15 protein-coding genes are annotated in these 17857 nt (G+C 74.2%); 3 read left to right on the top strand and 12 right to left on the bottom strand.

What is annotated here, in order from left to right; translation table 11 throughout:
• Window positions 1-7: 7 nt before the first annotated feature.
• The 9 genes from ABZ854_RS33160 to ABZ854_RS33120 form a co-directional block, all read right to left on the bottom strand.
• Complete coding sequence (locus ABZ854_RS33160; RefSeq protein WP_361218549.1) at window positions 8-667, bottom strand: 4'-phosphopantetheinyl transferase superfamily protein; 660 nt, start codon at window positions 665-667, stop codon at window positions 8-10.
• A gap of 239 nt (window positions 668-906) precedes the next feature.
• Complete coding sequence (locus ABZ854_RS33155; RefSeq protein ID WP_361218547.1) at window positions 907-1095, bottom strand: MbtH family NRPS accessory protein; 189 nt, start codon at window positions 1093-1095, stop codon at window positions 907-909.
• A complete protein-coding gene (locus ABZ854_RS33150; RefSeq protein ID WP_361218544.1) occupies window positions 1092-5078 on the bottom strand; it encodes an amino acid adenylation domain-containing protein in 3987 nt (1328 codons plus the stop codon). The genes ABZ854_RS33155 and ABZ854_RS33150 overlap by 4 nt, the downstream gene beginning before the upstream one ends.
• On the bottom strand, window positions 5075-5302 hold the full coding sequence (locus tag ABZ854_RS33145) for a phosphopantetheine-binding protein (RefSeq protein WP_361218541.1): 228 nt from the start codon (window positions 5300-5302) through the stop codon (window positions 5075-5077). Before ABZ854_RS33145 ends, ABZ854_RS33150 begins: the two co-directional genes overlap by 4 nt.
• A 5-nt stretch (window positions 5303-5307) precedes the next feature.
• Entirely contained in the window at window positions 5308-6015 is a 708-nt protein-coding gene (locus tag ABZ854_RS33140) for an isochorismatase family protein (protein ID WP_361218538.1), read from the bottom strand.
• 15 nt (window positions 6016-6030) lie between these two features.
• Window positions 6031-7722 (bottom strand): (2,3-dihydroxybenzoyl)adenylate synthase, encoded by a 1692-nt coding sequence (locus tag ABZ854_RS33135; RefSeq protein ID WP_361218577.1) that lies wholly within the window; start codon window positions 7720-7722, stop codon window positions 6031-6033.
• Between the two features lie 53 nt (window positions 7723-7775).
• The gene (locus ABZ854_RS33130; RefSeq protein ID WP_361218536.1) at window positions 7776-9044 is read right to left on the bottom strand and encodes an isochorismate synthase; all 1269 of its coding nucleotides are present in this window, start codon (window positions 9042-9044) and stop codon (window positions 7776-7778) included.
• 69 nt (window positions 9045-9113) lie between these two features.
• Complete coding sequence (locus ABZ854_RS33125) at window positions 9114-9905, bottom strand: 2,3-dihydro-2,3-dihydroxybenzoate dehydrogenase (RefSeq protein ID WP_361218533.1); 792 nt, start codon at window positions 9903-9905, stop codon at window positions 9114-9116.
• A 2-nt stretch (window positions 9906-9907) separates the two neighbouring features.
• On the bottom strand, window positions 9908-10888 hold the full coding sequence (locus ABZ854_RS33120; RefSeq protein ID WP_361218531.1) for an iron-siderophore ABC transporter substrate-binding protein: 981 nt from the start codon (window positions 10886-10888) through the stop codon (window positions 9908-9910).
• 345 nt (window positions 10889-11233) lie between these two features.
• On the opposite strand from ABZ854_RS33120, the gene ABZ854_RS33115 reads away from it, so the two are divergent.
• The 3 genes from ABZ854_RS33115 to ABZ854_RS33105 are packed head-to-tail and all read left to right on the top strand — an operon-like array spanning window position 11234 to window position 14222.
• Window positions 11234-12229: an iron ABC transporter permease gene (locus ABZ854_RS33115; RefSeq protein ID WP_361218528.1), complete on the top strand. Its 996-nt coding sequence runs from the start codon at window positions 11234-11236 to the stop codon at window positions 12227-12229.
• Entirely contained in the window at window positions 12226-13371 is a 1146-nt protein-coding gene (locus ABZ854_RS33110) for an iron ABC transporter permease (RefSeq protein WP_361218525.1), read from the top strand. Before ABZ854_RS33115 ends, ABZ854_RS33110 begins: the two co-directional genes overlap by 4 nt.
• The gene (locus ABZ854_RS33105; protein WP_361218522.1) at window positions 13368-14222 is read left to right on the top strand and encodes an ABC transporter ATP-binding protein; all 855 of its coding nucleotides are present in this window, start codon (window positions 13368-13370) and stop codon (window positions 14220-14222) included. The genes ABZ854_RS33110 and ABZ854_RS33105 overlap by 4 nt, the downstream gene beginning before the upstream one ends.
• Window positions 14223-15625: 1403 nt before the next feature.
• Here the strand turns inward: ABZ854_RS33105 and ABZ854_RS33100 are convergent.
• From ABZ854_RS33100 to ABZ854_RS33090, 3 genes are all read right to left on the bottom strand, one after another.
• Window positions 15626-16591 (bottom strand): pirin family protein, encoded by a 966-nt coding sequence (locus ABZ854_RS33100; RefSeq protein ID WP_361218519.1) that lies wholly within the window; start codon window positions 16589-16591, stop codon window positions 15626-15628.
• Between the two features lie 135 nt (window positions 16592-16726).
• Window positions 16727-17065: a hypothetical protein gene (locus tag ABZ854_RS33095; RefSeq protein ID WP_361218516.1), complete on the bottom strand. Its 339-nt coding sequence runs from the start codon at window positions 17063-17065 to the stop codon at window positions 16727-16729.
• Window positions 17062-17772, bottom strand: coding sequence for a SigE family RNA polymerase sigma factor (locus ABZ854_RS33090; RefSeq protein ID WP_361218514.1), 711 nt, complete (start codon window positions 17770-17772; stop codon window positions 17062-17064). The genes ABZ854_RS33095 and ABZ854_RS33090 overlap by 4 nt, the downstream gene beginning before the upstream one ends.
• Window positions 17773-17857: the final 85 nt, after the last annotated feature.

The following is a 17857-nucleotide window of genomic DNA, read 5'->3' as shown; positions in this document are numbered from 1 at the left end:
GGCGTCGTCATGACCGCATCGCGCAGGCCGCCGCGTACCCCGGTGGGGCCGGGACGTCGGTGACGAGCCAGCCCGTGACCGGCTCCGGTACCGCGGTGGTGCCCAGTCGCGGGGCTCCCGCCTCGGTGAGGGACAGCCCCTCCCCACCGGCCTTGGCCACCGCCTCCAGCCGGGTCCAGCAGCGGGTGAAGGCGGCCGGGCGGCGGGCCGGGGGCAGCGCGGCCAGGTCGGCGCGGTCGGCCGGGTGCAGGATGCCGGAGGCGTCCTCGGCGACGCGCGGGCCGGCGATCCGCTCCAGGTCCACGCCCACGGGAGCCGACGCGACCGCCAGCATCGACAGGGCCCCGGCCCGGGACAGCGAGAACTGCGGTCCGCTACCAACCGGCGCCGGACGCCCGTGCGGCAGCCCGCACCGGGGGCAGGGCAGCCGGACCAGCGGTACGCGCGCGGCGGGGATGCCGAGGTAGGCGCCGAGGAGCCGCCGCAGCGCCGCGTGCGCGGCGACGTAGCCGCCGCGCACGACGGGGTCCCGCAGCCGCGCCGCCCGGCGCGACTCCACGGCGTCGAGCACCCGCGCGTCCGCGTCATCGTCACGGCCCGACCCGCCGGCCCCCGGCGTCACGAGCCACACGTGCGGCCCATCGGCCGGATCGGGCAGTACCTCCACCGACGAGCGACCCCACACGCGAACCCGCACGACCGGGGCGCCGAGACCCACGGCGCAACTCGCGTACGGCCCACTGAGGTCCGCGGCCGGGCCACTCCCGGGCGCCGCGACGAGGCCCGGGGCGGGGCCGCCCGCGCGCGGCGTGCCGGGGGCCGCAGCCTGCCCGCATACCGGTGGCATGCCGAGCCTCGTGGCCGGGTCGCCCGCGGGCAGCGTGCCGAGATCTGCTGCGGAGCCGCTCACGTGTCGTACGTGCCGGTGCGGGACAGGCAACGGGCGTGTGGGGCCGGCCCGAATACCGGGTGCCAGCCTGCGGGGATCGCGCGCCAGACGGGCCACAGGGAGAGCGTGCCGTTGTCCGAGCGCAGGACCAGGTGGCCGTCGGACGCCTCCTCGGGCGGATCGAAGGCGGAGGGGACACCGCTCATGCGTCCAGCTCCTTCAGGCGGGCCGCGACGACGGCGGCGATCGTGTCGAGGGGGGCGTCGCGCAGCAGTTGGGGGTGGGTGCAGTCCAGGTCATGGTTGTCGACGGCGCCGCGCACGTGCGGCCGCCACGCCTCGCGGGTCAGCCAGTCCTCGGCCCGGGGCGCCGCCGCGGTGAAGAACAGCAGGTCGCCGTCGAAGCGGCGGTGCCGGTGCTCGCGCATCATGCGGGCGTGGTTGGGGACGATGTCGACGATCCGCGACAGCGTGCCCTCACCGAGCCCGGCGAGCGGGCTGCCCGCCCTGCGCAGCGTGGCCAGCACGTCGTCGCGGGTGCGTTCGCCGGCCCGGTCGAATCCGGCCATGCGCAGGACGGCGGTGAGCGCGTCGCCCTCCTCCGGCGCGGGCCGCTCCCGCCACTGCTCGGCGGGGAACGCGTCCAGCAGCGCCAGCAGGTCCACCCGCTCACCGGCCTCCTGGAGGAGTACGGCCACACTGTGGGCGAGGATGCCGCCCACCGACCAGCCCAGCAGCCGGTACGGTCCGTGCGGCCGGACCTCCCGGATCCGGTCCACGTAGTCGGCCGCCTCCTCCCACAGCGTGGCGGGCAGCGGCTCGGCGTCGTCCAGACCGCGGGCCTGGATGCCGTACAGCGGCTGGTCCGGGCCGAGCCGGGCGGACAGCCCGGCGTAGCACCAGGCGAGCCCGCCGGCGGGGTGGAACGCGAACAGCGGGACGCGGTCGCCGCCTCCGCGCAGCGGCAGGACGACTCCGAGGGCGTCCCGCGCCGGCGCGGACGTGGTGAGCCGGGCGGCCAGTGCGGCCGGGGTCGGCGCCGCGAACAGCGAGCCGATCGTGAGTCCGGTGCCGGTGCCGGTGCCGGTGCCGGAACCCCATTCCTCCTCGCGGATGCGGGACATGAGGCGGACCGCGAGCAGCGAGGTGCCGCCGAGGTCGAAGAAGGTGTCCTCGGGGCCGACCCGCTCCAGCCCGAGCACCTCGGCGAACAGCCGGCACAGGGCGGCCTCCCGCTCACCGGCGGGCTCCCGGCCCGTGCCCGGGCGCCCGAACTCGGGCGCGGGCAGCTCGCGGCGGTCCAGCTTGCCGCTCGGGCCGAGCGGGAACGCGTCGAGGGCGACGACCGCCGACGGCACCATGTGCTCGGGCAGTTCACGGGCCACGGCCGCCCGGACGGCCACCGGATCGGCGCCGCCGGTGACGTAGCCGACGAGGAGCTGTTCGCCCGGCCGGTCCTCGCGGACCACCGCGCAGGCGCCGTGCACCCCGTCCCGGGCGGCGAGCGCGGCCTCGATCTCGCCGAGTTCGATGCGCTGCCCGCGCAGCTTCACCTGGTGGTCGGTCCGGCCGAGGTACTCGACCTCGCCGTCTCGCGTCCACCGGGCCAGGTCGCCCGTGCGGTACATCCTGCTGCCGGGCGGGCCGAACGGATCGGCGACGAACCGCGTCGACGTCAGATCCGGACGGTGGAGATAGCCGTCGGCCAACTGCCGCCCGGCCAGATACAGTTCGCCGGGCACACCGGGCGGGCACGGCTGCAGGGCGGCGTCCAGGACGTACAGGCGGGTGTTCCACACGGGGCGGCCGATCGGCACGGGACGGGTGTCCGCCGGGTCGCAGGCGTGGTGGGTGACGTCCACCGCGGCCTCCGTCGGCCCGTACAGGTTGTGCAGTTCCACGCCGGGCAGGGCGCGGGCGAAGGCGCCGGCGGTCTCCCGGGGCAGCGCCTCACCACTGCAGAACACCCGCCGCAGCACCGCGGCGCAGCGCGCGGACTCCGGTTCGGCCAGGAACACCTGGAGCATCGACGGCACGAAGTGGCAGGTGGTGACGGCCTGTTCGCGCACGATCCGGGCCAGCGCGAGCGGGTCCTTGTGCGCGTCCGGCGGCGCCACCACCAGGGTCGCGCCCACCCGCAGCGGCCAGAAGAACTCCCAGACGGAGACGTCGAACGACGACGGGGTCTTCTGGAGGACCCGGTCCCCGGCGGCCAGCGGGAACGCGTGCTGCATCCAGCGCAGCCGGTTGTCGATCGCCCGGTGCGCGACCACCACACCCTTGGGGCGGCCCGTCGAGCCGGACGTGTAGATGACGTACGCCGGATGGTGCGGGGTCAGGGGGCGCGGCGGGCTCACCCAGGGGGCGTCACGGAGGTCCAGCCCGTCCAGGACGACCAGCGGGGTGCCGGTGCCGGCGGGGAGGCGGTCCGCGCGGTCGGCGATCGCGCACACCGGCGCCGCGTCGCCGAGCATGTACGCGAGCCTCGGCGCCGGGTAGTCGGGGTCCAGCGGCAGATACGCGGCACCGGTCTTGAGCACCGCGAGCAGGGACACCACCAGGTCCACCGAGCGGGGCACCGAGACGGCCACGACCCTGCCCGGTCCGGCACCGAACGAGGCGAGGCGGTGGGCCAGCCGGTTGGCGCGGACATCGAGTTCGCGGTACGTCAGCGTGGTGTCGCCGTACACCAGCGCAGGGTCGTCCGGGTGGTGCGCGGCCCGTGCCTCGATCGGCCCGATCAGTGTGGTGGGCGGCACCTCCTGCTCGGTGGCGTTGAACTTCCCTTCCATCAGGGTCAGTTCGGCGGGCGTGGCGATGGCCAGTGCAGCGGTCGGCGCCTGCGGGTCGATGTGCGTCAGCCGGTCCAGCAGATGCAGGAAGCGGTCCTGGTGGGCGGCGAGGGCGGCCTCGTCGTACAGGGCCGGATTGCCGTCGTGGTCGATCGCCAGGCCCCGGCCGTCAGCCCGGTCGTGGATGTTGACCGTCATGTCCTCCACCGGCCCGGCCGCCAGGTTGCGGACCCGCGCCCGGACACCGGCGAAGTCCACGCCGTAGTCGAACGGCATGATGTTCACCAACGGCCCTACCAGGCCCCGGTGTTCGCCGAGCAGACCGAGATCGCGGCGGATGTCCTCGTAGCGGTACCGCTGATGGCGGCGCACCTCGCGGACCGCGAGCACCACCTGCCGCACCAGCTCGGCGAACGACATGCCGGGGGTGACCGTCAGCCGCAGCGGCAGCACGTTCATCACCATCGCGGGCACGCGCAGCGCGGCCGAGCCCATGCGGCCCGTCAGCGGCAGCCCCAGGACGACGTCGGCGCGCGCGGTCGCCCGGGAGAGGTACAGCGCCTGCGCGGCGATCAGGACGTCCGGCCAGGTGGCCCGCAGTCGGTCCGCCAGCTCACGCAGCCGCCCGGTCGCCTCCGGGGACAGCCGGGCGCCGCGCCGCAGCGAGGTCCGGCCCGGCAGGGCGCCCCGGCCGGCCGGCCGCGGCACCTCCGGACGGTCCGCGAACGCCGCCGACCAGTACGCGCGATCGGCCGCGAAGGCGTCCGAGGCGCGGTACGCCTGGTCGTCCTCGACCAGGTCGGCGAGGCGGCCGAAACGGTTCGCGGGCGGCGGGGTGCCGTCCGCGAGGGCGGTGTAGAGCTCGGCGGTGCGGCGCACCAGCAGCGAGCAGCCGTAGCCGTCGATGACCAGGTGGTGGATGCGCTGGTACCACAGCCAGCGCTCGTCCCCGACCCGGAAGAGGGCCTGCCGGAACGGCGGACCGGCCGCCAGGTCGCAGGGTTCGGCAAGGTCGGCCCGCATCCACGCCTCGGCTGCGGGCTCCGGGTGGTCCGTCCCGCGCAGGTCGCGCACGGTCAGCGGCAACTCCGCCCTCGGCAGCACCAGTTGGCGCGGCCCGTCCGGTCCGTCCTGGACGCGGACCCGCAGCGCGTCCGTCTCCGCCACCACCTGCCGCAGCGCCGACGCGAACAGCCCGGCGTCGAGCGGGCCGTCGATCTCCACGCACTCGGCGGTGTTCTGCGCGGGGCTCAGCGGGTCCAGCGCCTGGGCGTACCACATGCCGGCCTGGGCCGACGTCAGCGGCAGCACGGTCGCCGTGTCCGTCGCCGTGTCCGTCGATTCGTCCGGGGCCGCGTCGCCGCCGGTGACGGCCTCGTCCGTGAGCAAGGTGGTCATGACAGCCCCAGCAGGGTCGCCCACGCCTCGACCGACGGCCGTTCGGCGAGGTCGGCGAAGTCCGCGGTGACGGCATGGTCGCGGCGCCAGCGCTCCAGCAGGGCCATCAGGCGGACCGAGTCCAGGCCGTAGTCGACCAGGTCCTCGTCGACGGGTATGTCCGCCGGGTCCTCGCCGAGGCAGTCGGCGACGTCGTCACGGAGCTGTTCCAGAGTGAGCGCCATGCCGCTCACACCTCCTCGGAGACGGGGTCGGTGGTGGTGTCGGTGTCGGTGGGGGTGTCGTTGCCCGTGCCCGTGCCCGTGCCCGTGTCGGTGAACACGGTGGCGGTGGTGGTCACGACCGCGCAGCGGCCCGCGGTCCAGCGCAGGGCCATGTCGTGGTCCTCGCGGGAGAAGTCGGCGACGGCGTCGGCCACCACGAACGCCTGGATGTCCCGCATCCACGCGTCGCAGGCCGTCATCATCACGCCGATGTGCGCGTACACCCCGGTGATCACCAGCTGGTCCCGGCCCCAGCGGCGCATCCGGGTCTCCAGGTCGGTGCGCGCGAACGCGCTGTACTTCCACTTGGTGAGCACGACGTCCCCGGGCCCGGGCGCCACGGCCGGGGGTATGGCCAGCGCCTGCGGGTCGTCGGCGACCCCGGGCCCCCAGAAGTCCAGTTGCAGACCGCGCTGCTGAGCTGTCTGGCCGCCGCGCTGGACCGAGTAGACCACCGGCACCCCGCGCAGCCGGGCCCGCTCCCGCAGTTCGGCCGTGTTGCCGAGCATGCCGGTCAGGGGCTGCTCGCCGGCCGGGAAGGCGGACAGGAAGTGCGCCTGGAGGTCGTGCACGAGCAGCACCGCGCGGGCGGGATCGACGGTCCAGGACACCCGGCTGGCGGGCAACTGCCCACTGTCCGGGAGCGGATAGGCGGGTATGGCGGGAAGTGCCATGGTTGTGGCGGCCTTTCAGTGCTGCTCGTGGGAGGCCGCGGCGGACCGCAGGCCCTTCTTGCTGACCTTGCCGATGCCGGTCTGCGGGAACGCCGCGACGAACTCGACCAGGTCGGGGACCTTGTAGGCGGCGACCCCGCGTTCCCGCACGAACCGCTTGACCTGGACGGGCCTCAGCGGTTCGGTTCCCTCGCGCAGGATGACGTAGGCGAGGGTGCGTTCGCCGAGATAGTCGTCGGGTACGGCGACGAGGGAGACGTCGTGCACGGACGGGTGGGCGAGGATGATGTTCTCGATCTCCTCCGGGGCTACCTTCTCGCCGCCGCGGTTGATCTGGTCCTTGGCCCGGCCCTCGACCACCAGATGCCCGGTCGGCGTGCGGCGCACGAGGTCCCCGGTGCGGTAGAAGCCGTCCTCGGTGAACGCCGTCCGGTTGTGCTCGGGCGCCCGCCAGTAGCCGCGGATCGTGTACGGGCCGCGGGTGAGGAGGTGCCCGCACCCACCGTCCGGCACGTCCCGGCCGGCGTCGTCGACGACACGGATCTCGTCGTCCGCCGAGATCGGCCGGCCCTGCGTGGTGAGCACCGTCTCCGGGTCGTCGTCCAGCCGCGTGTAGTTGACCAGGCCCTCGGCCATCCCGAAGACCTGCATCAGCCGGCAGCCCAGCGCGGGCTCCAGCCGGCGGGCCGCCTGTTCGCTGTATTTGGCGCCGCCGACCAGCACCAGCTCCAGGACGGACAGGTCGGCGTCGGTGCCGGCGGCGGCCTCCGTCCAGACCAGGGCGAGCGGCGGCACCAGCCCGGTCATCGTGATCCGCTCCCGCTCGATCAGCGGGAACGCGGTCGCCGGATCGGGCTTCGGGCACAGTACGGCGGTGCCGCCCGCGTACAGCGCGCCGAGCCAACCCGGCGAACTCATCGGGAAGTTGTGGGCGGCCGGCAGGACGACCAGGAAGCGGGTGTCCGCGTCGACCCCGCAGATCTCGTTGGAACCGCGCAGCGAGTACAGGTAGTCGTCGTGGGTGCGGGGGATCAGCTTCGGTACGCCCGTGGTGCCGCCGGACAGCTGAAGGAAGGCCAGCTCGTGCGGCGAAGGGCCGGGTAGAGCCTCGGCGGGAGGGCCGCCCGGGTCGCGGGGCACGTCGGCCAGCGCGGTGTGCCGGCCGGGGTCGCCCGCCACGAACACGTGCCGCAGGGCGGGAGCCTGCGGCCGGATCCGGTCGGCCAGCTCCCTGTGGTCGTACCCGGCGTGCACGTCCGGGATCACGTACGCGACCGCCTCCGTGAACGCGCAGAAGTGGGCGATCTCCGTGTCCCGGTGGGCGGGCAGCGCGTACACGGGCAGCGCGCCGATCCGGAACAGCGCGAAGACGACCTCGGCGAACTCCCCGACGTTCGGCAGCTGGACGACGACCCGGTCACCGCGGCCGATGCCACGGGCCGCGAATCCGGCGGCCAGCCGGTCGGCCGCCGCGTCCAGCTCCCGGTAGGTCCAGGTGCGGCGCTCGGGAGCCGGATCGACCAGCGCGATCCGGTCCGGGTGCGTGGCGGCCCGCTCGCGCAGCATGCCCCCGAAGGTCTCACCCCGCCAGTACCCGGCCGCCCGGTACCGCTCGGCGAACTCCGCGGGCCAGGCCGGCGCGTCGAGCCCGGGGGTGAGCGCGTCGGGGGTCGGGACGGTGGGCGTCGGGGTACCCGGGGTCGGGATACCGGCCGTCGGGGTACCGGCAGCCGTACCCGTGGCGGCCGTGGTGTCGGTGTTCACAGGGTGGCTCCCACCGCGTCCAGGAAGGTGCGGAACTTGGCCGCGGTCTCGGCGGTCTCGGCCGTCGGAGAGGACTCGGCGACGACACCCGCGCCCGCGAACAGCCGCAGCGTGCTGCCCTCGGCCTCGGCGCAGCGGATCGTCACCACCCACTCGCCGTCGCCGTCCGCGTCCTGCCAGCCGACCATGCCCGTGTACGGGCCGCGGTCGAACGGCTCCGACTCGGCGATGACCGCGCGCGCGACCTCCGTCGGCGTCCCGCACACCGCGGGGGTCGGGTGCAGCGCGGACGCCAGGTCCAGGGCGGTGACGGACGGGCCGGCGACCTCGCCGGTGACGGTGGTCGACAGGTGCCACATCGTCGCGGTGCGGACCAGCGTGGGCCGTTCGGGCACCTGGAGGCGCCCGCACAGCGGCGCCAGGGCCTCCCGTACGGCGTCCACGACGACGGCGTGCTCGTGCAGGTCCTTCGGCGACTGAAGGAGCGCGGCCGCCCGGCGGACGTCCTCGGCGAGGTCGGAGCTGCGGGGCGCGGAGCCGGCCAGCGGATTGGCGGTCACCCGGCCGCCCAGGCGGGCGACGAGCAGTTCGGGGCTGGCGCCGACGAGGGTGCGGCCCGGACCGCTGGGCACCGCGAACGTGTAGCCGCCGGGGTCGCGTCGGGCGAGCCGGTTCAGCAGCGCCGGCAGGTCGGGCGCGTGCGGACCGGTCAGTTCCAGGGTGCGGGCGAGGACCACCTTGTCGAACTCCCCGGCCCGCATCCGGGTCACGGCCGCGGCCACCGCCGCCGTGTACCCCTCCGGCGCAGGCCACTCTCGCACCCGCCAGTCGCCGCCGTCGGCGGGCCGGGGCGCGGGCAGCGCGATCAGCGGGTCGGCGGCCAGGGCGGGGGAGCGGCGCAGCCGGTCCGGGACGGCCAGCGCCGGCGCCGCCTCGGGCGCGAACGGGACGGCGCCCAGGACCACGGGAACGGGCCGGTCCGGGCGGCGCAGGCCGTCGAGCAGTTCGTGCACCCGTCGCGGCAGCGGGCGTTCGTCGTGGGGGACCTGTGCGGCGGTGCCGTGGCCGAGCAGGGTCTGCCGGGGGGTGGCGAGGAAGCGGTCGGTGCCGCCGCCGTAGGCGTCGAGCAGGGCGACCGCGGTACCCGGAACGGGGGGAGCGGAGGGCAGGGGGGCAGCGGAAGGTACGGGGGCAGCGGGAGATATGGGGCGAGCGGGGACGGAGCCGGCGGGAACGAGGCCCGGTTCGCGCAGTGACGCTGTCATGGGTTCTCCGTGAGGTGTGGGGCGGCCCGGAAGGGATAGGGGGCGCAAAAGGGGTCCGCGCGGCGCCGGTCAGGCCCGCAGCGTGGCGCCGCCGTCGACGTACAGGTCGTGCATCGTGATGTGACGGGCGCGGTCGGAGACGAGGAAGGCGACGGCCTCGGCCACGTCGGACGGCTCGGCGATCCGCCGCAGCGGAATGCCGGTGCGGTAGGCGGCCGGGTCGCCCTCCACGACCGCCCGCCGCCCGGCCTCGGCGCCGCCGGGGGCGTCGGCCCACAGGGAGCGCTGCATGTCGGTGAGGGTGGAACCGGGCGAGACGGTGTTGCAGCGCACCCCCTGCGCCGCGACCTCCAGGCCCAGGCACTTGGTGAACATCACCGCGGCGGCCTTCGAGGCGGCGTACGCGGCCATGCCGCTGCGCGGGACGCCGGCCGCGTTCGAGGCCACGGTGACGATGCTGCCCCGGCCCCGGCCGGTCATCCGGCGGGCCACGGCCCGCGAGACGTGGAAGACACCGTCCGTGTTGACGGCGAACACCGCCGCCCAGTCCGCGTCGTCGAGGTCCACCACGGGCGCCGTACGCAGGATTCCGGCGACGTTGACGGCGATGTCCAGCGGGCCGAGCCTGTCCTCGGCCTCGGCGACCACCCGCTCCACGGCGGCGGCGTCGGTGACGTCGAGCGTGCGGTGGACCACCCGGTCCCCGTCGCCGGCGCTCTTGGTGGCGGTGGCGGTGGCGGTGTCGGTGGCGAGCACCCGTGCGCCGCGCTCGGCGAGCGCCGTGACGACGGCCGCGCCGATGCCCCGGGCGGCGCCGGTCACGAGCGCGAACCGCCCCTCGAGTTCCCGTTCGGCGGTCACGCTCACTTCACCATGGCCTTCCGGATGTCGCCGAGCACGGAGTCGGCCGCCTCGGCGCCGCCCAGGCTGGTCCACTTCGAGCCGTCGATGACGGTCGCGTGGCCGTCCCGCACGGCGTTCAGCTGCCGGTACGCCGGCTTCCGCCCGAGCTGGTCGAGCAGCCCGGCGTCCGGACCGGCGGTGGACAGCGTGCCGATGAACAGCCAGTCGCCGTCGATCTGCTGGAGGTTCTCGTCGCTGATCGGGGTCGAGTGGCCCTCGCCCTTCTGGTTCTGAATGCCGGGGCGCTTGAACCCGAGGTCCTTCAGGACGTCGCTGATGAAGACGCCCTGCTGCATCACGGCCGTGCCCTTGGCGGAGTAGCGGGCGACGGACACGCTGAGTCCCGCCTTCGCGCCCAGGTCCTTCTTCAGCGCGGCGGCCTTCGTGTCGTAGCCGGCGAGGAACGCCTTGGCCTTGCCGGACCTGCCCAGGACCTCGCCGGTGAGCCGGAGGGACTTCTTCCAGCTCTTGCTGCCGTCGATCGTGACGACCGTGGGCGCGATCTTCCTCAGCTGGGCCAGTACCTGTTCGTCGGCGCTCTGCCCGGCGAGGATGACGTCCGGCTTGGCGCGTACGACCTTCTCGATGTCGGGGCCGGTCACCGCGCCGACGACCGGAATGCCCTTGGCCTGCGCGGCCAGGTACTCGGGAGCGCCCTTCTGTCCGCGCCCCGCGCTCAGGCCGACCGGCTTCACCCCGAGGGCCAGGGCGGAGTCCAGGTCCATCTCGCTGAGGGTGACCACTCTTCTCGGGGCGGCGGGCACCTTCACCTCGGTGCCCGTCGCGTCGGTGACCGTGTGGGCGCCTGTGCCGCCCTTGGTGTCCGTGGAGCCGTCGTCCGACGTCCCGCAGGCGGTCAGGGCGAGCCCGAGGGCGGTGAGCGCGGCCGTGGCGGCGGTGCGGCGGAGGGTGCGGGCGGGCCTGCGGGACGCCGGCTTCATAGTCTGTCATCTCCCGTTGGTCGGCTGTCCAGAGCCCGACTGGGGCTGCGGACAGGGGGTGTGAGGGTGCGTCGGGCATGCGGGCATCCGGCACCGCGGCACGCGAGGATCCCGCGAGCGGTGTCGGAACGGCGAAGCAATCTTAGGTTAGGCTAACCTTATGCCTATTGTTCAAGTGGGTCGTCGATGACGCCGGAAACCGGCCGCTGCCGCACCGGAGACCGGGGGACCGCGGAACTCCGTGTCGGAGGCCGCCGTTCTGCGGGCCGTCGTACCGCGGAACTCGGTGTCGGGGGCCGCCGTACCGCGGACGGCCCTTCCGCGGGCCGTCCCGTCGCCCCGGCGGTGCTCCTGCTCCTCGCGCTGCTGCTCGGACTCGGCCTGCTCTCGCTCCTCGTCGGCACCGGCTCCAGCCCGCCCGGCCGCGCCTGGGACTACCTCCTCGGCGACCCCTCGGCCCGCGCCGACCCCCAACTCCGGCTGGCCGTCGCCGACGTACGGCTGCCCCGCACCCTCGCCGCGGTCCTCGTCGGCGTCTGCCTCGGCACCGCAGGCTGCCTGCTCCAGGCCGCGACCCGCAACCCGCTCGCCGAGACGGGCCTCCTCGGAGTCAACTCCGGCGCCGCGTTCGCCGTCGTCCTCGGACTCACCTTCTTCGGCGTGGACTCCCCGCCCGCCCTCCTGCTGTGGGCGCTGGCCGGGGGCATGGCCGCGAGCGCGGTCGTCCTGCTGCTGGCGGCCGGCGGACGCACCGCCGGCTCCCCGCTGCGCCTCGTCCTCGCCGGCTCCGCCCTCGGCGCCACCTTCCACGGACTGACCGCCTACGTCCTTCTCGGCACCCAGTCCACCTTCGACGTCTACCGCTACTGGACGATCGGCTCACTCGCCGGAGTCCGCACCTCCGACCTGCTGCCGCTGCTGCCCCTCGCGGCCACGGGCCTCGTCGTCGCTCTCGGCTGCGCCCGTCCGCTGTCCGCCGTCGGCCTCGGCGACGACAGCGCCCGTTCCCTGGGCCACCACCCCGGCCGGGTCCGGCTGGTCGTGGCCGGTGCCGTCTCGCTGCTCGCCGGCTGCGCGGTCGCCGTCGCCGGCCCCATCGCCTTCCTCGGGCTGCTCGCCCCGTACACCGCACGTGCCGTCGCCGGAGCCCGGATGACCGCCCAACTCGTCCTCTCCGCGCTGGTCGCGGCCGACATCATGATCCTCGCCGACATCCTCGCCCGCGTCGTCATCCGCCCGTGGGAGACACCGGTCAGCGTGCTGCTCGCCTTCGTCGGCGGCCCGTTGCTCGTCTGGATCGCCCGCTCCTCCCGCCTGTCCACCGCCGGAGCGACGGCATGAACGACGCCGCCCCCGCCTCGCCCCGCCCCGGCGAGGCAGCAGCCACGCCCCCCACCGACCCGGCCCCCGTCCCCGGCCCCGGCCGCGCCGGCGACCGCGCCCTCGTCCCGCCCGACAGCGTCGTCCTGCGCACCGGTACCCTCTCCTGGCTGTTCCCGCGGCGCAGCGCCCTCGCCGCCGCGCTCCTCGTACCCCTCCTCGTCCTGCTGACCGCGCTGGCCGTCGCGGCGAGTTCGACCGGCATGAGCCTGTCGGACACCCTGTCGGGACTGTTCGGCACGGCGGACCCCGGAACCGTCATGATCGTCCAGGACTTCCGGCTGCCCCGCGTGTTCGTCGGCATCATGGTCGGCGGCGCCCTCGGAGTCGCCGGCTGCCTCACCCAGACGCTGGCGGGCAACCGGCTGGCCACACCCGACCTGCTCGGCGTCAACGAGGGCGCCACCGCTGCCGTGGTGGCCTCCGCCGCCGGTTCCTCCACCGGCATGATCGGCCACTGGTGGCTCGGCCCGCTCGGCGCCGTGGCCGCCGCCGTGCTCGTCGTGCTGTGCGCGGGCGGAGCGGGCAGCGCCGGGTACCGCCTCCTCGTCGTCGGCATCGGAGTGTCCACGTTCATCGGGGCCGTCGGTGACCTCGTCATGTCCCGCGAGAACGACAACACCGCGGGCGGGGTCTTCCTGTGGGCCGTCGGCAGCCTCAACGGCCGTGACTGGAGCGTGGGTACACCGCTGCTCGTCGTCCTGCTGTTCCTGCTGCCGCTCGCCCTCGCCGCCGGACACCGCCTGCAACTCCTGAGGTTCGACGACGACACGGCCGCCGGCCTGGGCGCCGATCCGCGCCGGCTGCGTGCCGCCGCGCTCGCCCTCGCCGTCGCACTGGCGGGTACGGCCGTCGGCGTGGGCGGGCCCGTCGCGTTCGTCGCACTGGCAGCCCCCATCCTCGCCGGCCGGCTCGGCGGACCCACCCGGGTGCCCGTCCTCGGCTCCGCCCTGACCGGGGCGGGCCTGATCACCGCGGCCGACGCCCTCGCCCGCGTCGCCGCCCCCGTCGAACTCCCCGTCGGCGTCGTCACCAGCGTCCTCGGCGGGCCCTTCCTCCTGTGGGTGCTGTTCCGCCCGGACCGGGCCAACGGAAAGGCATGACCGCCCCCATGACCACCACCCCCGCCACCGACCCCAGTGATGCCGTCAGCCCCGCCGACCCCGCCGGTCGTCCCCTTGGCCTGGAGGTCAGTGGGCTGCGCGCCGGATACCCCGGCCGGCCCGTCCTGCACGACATCGACGTGGCCGTCCCCGCCGGTCACGTCGCCGCGATCGTCGGCCCCAACGGCTGTGGCAAGTCGACCCTGTTGCGCACCGTCGCCCGGCTGCACCGCCCCGACTCCGGCACCGTGCACGCCGACGGCGCCGACATCTGGAAGATGACACAACGCCAGGCGGCGCGCCGTATCGCCCTGTTGCCGCAATCGCCCAAGGCGCCGGAGGCCGTCACCGTGGCCGGTCTCGTCCGCTACGGCCGCCACCCCCACCAGGGCCTGCTGCGCCAGTGGTCCCGCGACGACGAACGCGCCGTCGCCGACGCCCTCGACGCCACCGGCACCACCGCACTGGCCGGCGAGCGGCTGGACCGGCTCTCCGGCGGCCAGCGCCAGCGCTGCTGGCTGGCCATGGTCCTCGCCCAGCACACCCCGGTCGTCCTGCTCGACGAACCCACCAGCGCCCTCGACCTGGGCCACGTCGTCGACGTGCTGGAACTGGTCCGCGAGGTGGCCGCCGCCGGCCGGACCGTGGTCATGGTCCTGCACGACCTCGCCGCCGCCGCGCGCTACGCCGACACCGTCATCGCGGTCAAGGACGGCCGGATCCTCGCCCAGGGACCACCCCGCGACATCGTGGACGAGGCGCTCGTCAAGGACCTGTACCAGGTGGACGCGGACATCCTGCGGGCCCCCTCGGACGGCGCACCGGTCGTCGTCCCGAAGGGTCGCCCGTAGGTGTCCCCCCGGACGGGCCTAGACCGACCGTTGTACCCGCGTGTCCGCGTCGAGGGCGGCGGCAGCGGGGCTGTCTCGCGGACGTGGGCATGCGGCGGGCCGAGCAGGGTGCGTTCGGCCCGGTGGCATCAGACCCCACGGTCTCGCTCAGAGCGGCCTGAGCGTGCTACGGCCGAGGCCGCGGAATCCCAGACCTGGCGTCGATGGAACGGGGCAGAGTGCGCCGCGAACGAATGTGCGCGGGATCGCCGGTATGGCCAACCGGCGATCCCGAACTGTGTTGCCCCGCTCGTGTGCCAGCATCGTCGACGGCTCGGAGCGCCTTCATCGGAGCTGCCCTCGCCCAGTCGATCTGGGTCTGACCTGAGCTTGTTCTTTCACCTGCCAGGACATGCCAGGCTTGCCGATGGCCTTGAGAGTCTCGGGGCGTTTGACGGTCTTGCCGACGTCGTAGCAAGGTGCCCGGTGTTTGTTCTTGGCGCCGGGTGGCCGTCCGGGACCGGTGCCTCTGGGTTTGAAAACACGGGCGGCTTCCTCGTCGTCACCGACCGCGTAGACGTTGCGCCCCCAGGATGTCTGGGTGAGAGCGAACCGCAACCCGGCGATACGGCCGACGTCGGTCATCCGGTTGCCCGGAACGGCAGCCACGCACCCTGTTCGTTCCATGGTGAGGCTCTTGTCTCTGCAAGCTGACGACGAGCCGGCGTTCACACGGAGCGCAAGCGAAGAGGTCCGCACCAAGCTGAAGGCGCCGCCGACTGGCTGGACCGAGAGATCAAACGGTGGGTCGACTCGGGCCAAGTCTTCCCGGCTCCGCCGCCCTGGACCGGCTCGCCGTCGCGGCGCTCGCCGAACTCCACGACGAGTGGTAGGCGTTCACCTCCGGTTACCTCTCCGGAGCCTCCACGGCCGAGTTCTGTGCAGCAAAGCCCGCCGAACCTGAGCCGCGGGTCACCTCACAACCACCACCGAAACAACTGCCGTGCCTACAGCGAACGGCCGGGCGCCGCCATCGGGAAGGCGGTCCGTGTCTTGCTTTGTGTTTGTGGAGATCACATAAACGAGGCCCGCAGTCAGCATCATCCCAACGAGGGTGGGGTTTCGCCCTCGCTGAGGGAACGGTGAGCTGTCAGCGGCTTGCCGCGCGGGCTGGAGAACGCGGTGGTCAGAAGGGCGGGAGAAGTGCGGGCGGAAGTTCCGAGAAGCGCCTGACGACTCGTCAGCAACGTCAGCATTGGGTCAGCATCAGTCCGACCAAAGCTGGCTACGTATGGCGGAACATGCACTTCGAGATGGGGTGGAACGAGGGACCGTACGGGGGTTTGCTCGTGCAGTCTCAGTGAGCTGAGCGAGGTGCGTTGCGGCTCGCCCAGCTACATGTCTGACGGGCGGGAAGCGCCAGCTCAGCGCACTCGACCCCGTGGTTTCAGCGGCACGGGCGGTAGTTCGGGCGCGGGGAGTGGTGCTCCGTCGTAGCCCTTCACTTCCCCGAATCCTGTCCCCTTCATCCAGTCCTCGCGGGCCTGCCTGATATCGTCTTGGTGACGCCCGACGAAGTTCCACCACATGATCAGTTCTTCCGCGAACGGCTCGCCGCCGAGGAGCATGAGGCCGGCGTCCGACTCGGCGCGGAGTGGGAGTTCGGTGCGCCCGCAGCCGAGGTAGAGCATCGAACCCGGCAGGACCGGCACTCCGTCCACGTGCACCTCGCCGGACATGGCCAGCACGCCGTACTCGAAGTCGGGTTCGAGGGGGAGGTGGACGTCGGCGCCCCTGGTGAGCGTGAGGTCGGCGCCGACGATCGGGGTGAAGGTCGTACCGGGTGACGCGGCGCCGTCGATCTCGCCGAGGATCACCGTGGCGGTCAGTCCGGGCGCGGTGACCGACGGCAGGTCGGGGTGGAACTCGAACCGCGGGTCCGTGTGCCGGTCGGCGTCCGGCAGGGCCACCCACAGCTGCGCGCCGTGCAGGAAGCGGACGTGCGGCTTCGGGCTCTCCTCGGAGTGGCTGATCGCCCGGCCCGACGTCATCAGGCCCAGCTGTCTCGGCCGGATCGTCTGCAGGCTGCCCGTGGAGTCGCGGTGCAGCACCTCGCCCTCGTGCAGCCAGCTCACCGTCTGCAGCCCGATGTGCGGGTGCGGGGGGACCTGCATGCCGGGCTCGTCGGCGATGTCGTCGGGGCCGTAGTGGTCCACGAAGGCCCAGGCGCCGATCATGCGCCGCCCCAGGTTCGGCAGCAGCCGGCGCACCTCGGTCGACTCGCCGAGTTTCACGTGGCGGGGGCTCAGCAGTTCGCGGACGGGCTCGGCGACGACGAATCCGCGGCCGCCGCACACACTGGGCACCGGCGCACGGTCAAGGTTGCTCATACCGCCCAACCTAGCGGCCCGCCGACGGGGTTGCCGAGAGTACGGCGGGTGTGTGCGCCGGTGGGTGTGCGGATGCGGGTGGGCTCCTCCGGCGGGCGCCCGCGCCGTCTGCCTCGCCTGCGGGCCGCGGGTCCGTCACCCCGCCGGTCCGCCCGCCGTCGGTTCCGGTGTCGGGCGGACGGGGCTCGGCACCGGGGACGGTGTGTGCTTCGTCGGGCTGGGGGAGCGGGCCGGCTCGGCCGGGTGTGGCGTCTCGCCGCGTACGGTGAAGAACGCCAGCGCCGCTACGGCGGCCAGGGCGAGCAACCCCACGGCGACCCGGCGCAGGACCACCCGGCGGGGTGGGCCCGCGGCGGTGGGCGGGCGCAGCGGACGCAGGTCGGCCGGGCGGACGGAGTGCGCCCGCGCGGCCAGGGCGGCCCGCAGCCGTTTCTCGACCTGCGTCGGCGCCGCCGACGTCCCTGACTCGCTCATCGCAGTCCCTCCAGGCGGCGGCCGAGGGCGTCCAGGGCCCGGCTCGCGGTGGACTTGACCGTGCCCCGGGACAGCCCGAGCGTCGACGCGATCTCGGCCTCCGTCAGATGCGACCAGTAGCGCAGGACCAGCACTTCCCGCTGCCGTGGGGTCAGTGTCCCGAGAGCGGCCAGCACCTCCTGGTGGTCCTCGTGCAGCAGCACGTCCTCCTCCGGGGCCGGCGCGTGCTGCTCCGGCTCGGGCGTGTGCGCCCGTGCGGTCCTGCGCCGCCGCAGCACCGAGCGGGCACCGTTGACGACGCTGGTCCGCAGATACGCCTCCGGGTTGTCGAGCGAGCCGAGCCGGTGGCCGTGGCGGCGGAACAGCGCGGTGAAGGCGTCCTGCACCACGTCCTCGGCGGTGGGCAGGTCGTCGACCAGCAACAGCGCCAGGCGGACCAGCGACAGCCGGCGGTGGTGATACAGGTCCTCTAGGACGACCGGGGACTCCCGGTCCGGCTCGGTCAGGGGGAGGTGGTGGGGGCCGCCGCCGGTGCCGTACGGCGTGGGGCCGGGCGGCGCGGTGCCCGCGCGGACGCGCGCGAGGAGCCTCCGGAGCCGGGCCCCTGCCGGGCGGATCCGCCGGGGCGCGGCCGGCCCCCGGGCACCGGCGCGCCCCGTCCAGGACGGCAGGGTCGCCGACGAGAGTGCGGTTGTCGTCATCGTCATGGGTCGATCCGGTCCGCGGGCGCGTTCAGCCCACTGGACAGGACGAGTTCGGCCGGCGCGATCCGGCTCCCCTCGCCGCCCACCC

The organism is Streptomyces sp. NPDC047028 (assembly GCF_040644095.1).
In the GTDB taxonomy this organism is placed as follows: Bacteria; Actinomycetota; Actinomycetes; order Streptomycetales; family Streptomycetaceae; genus Streptomyces.
This window is presented reverse-complemented; position numbering and strand designations above follow the sequence as displayed.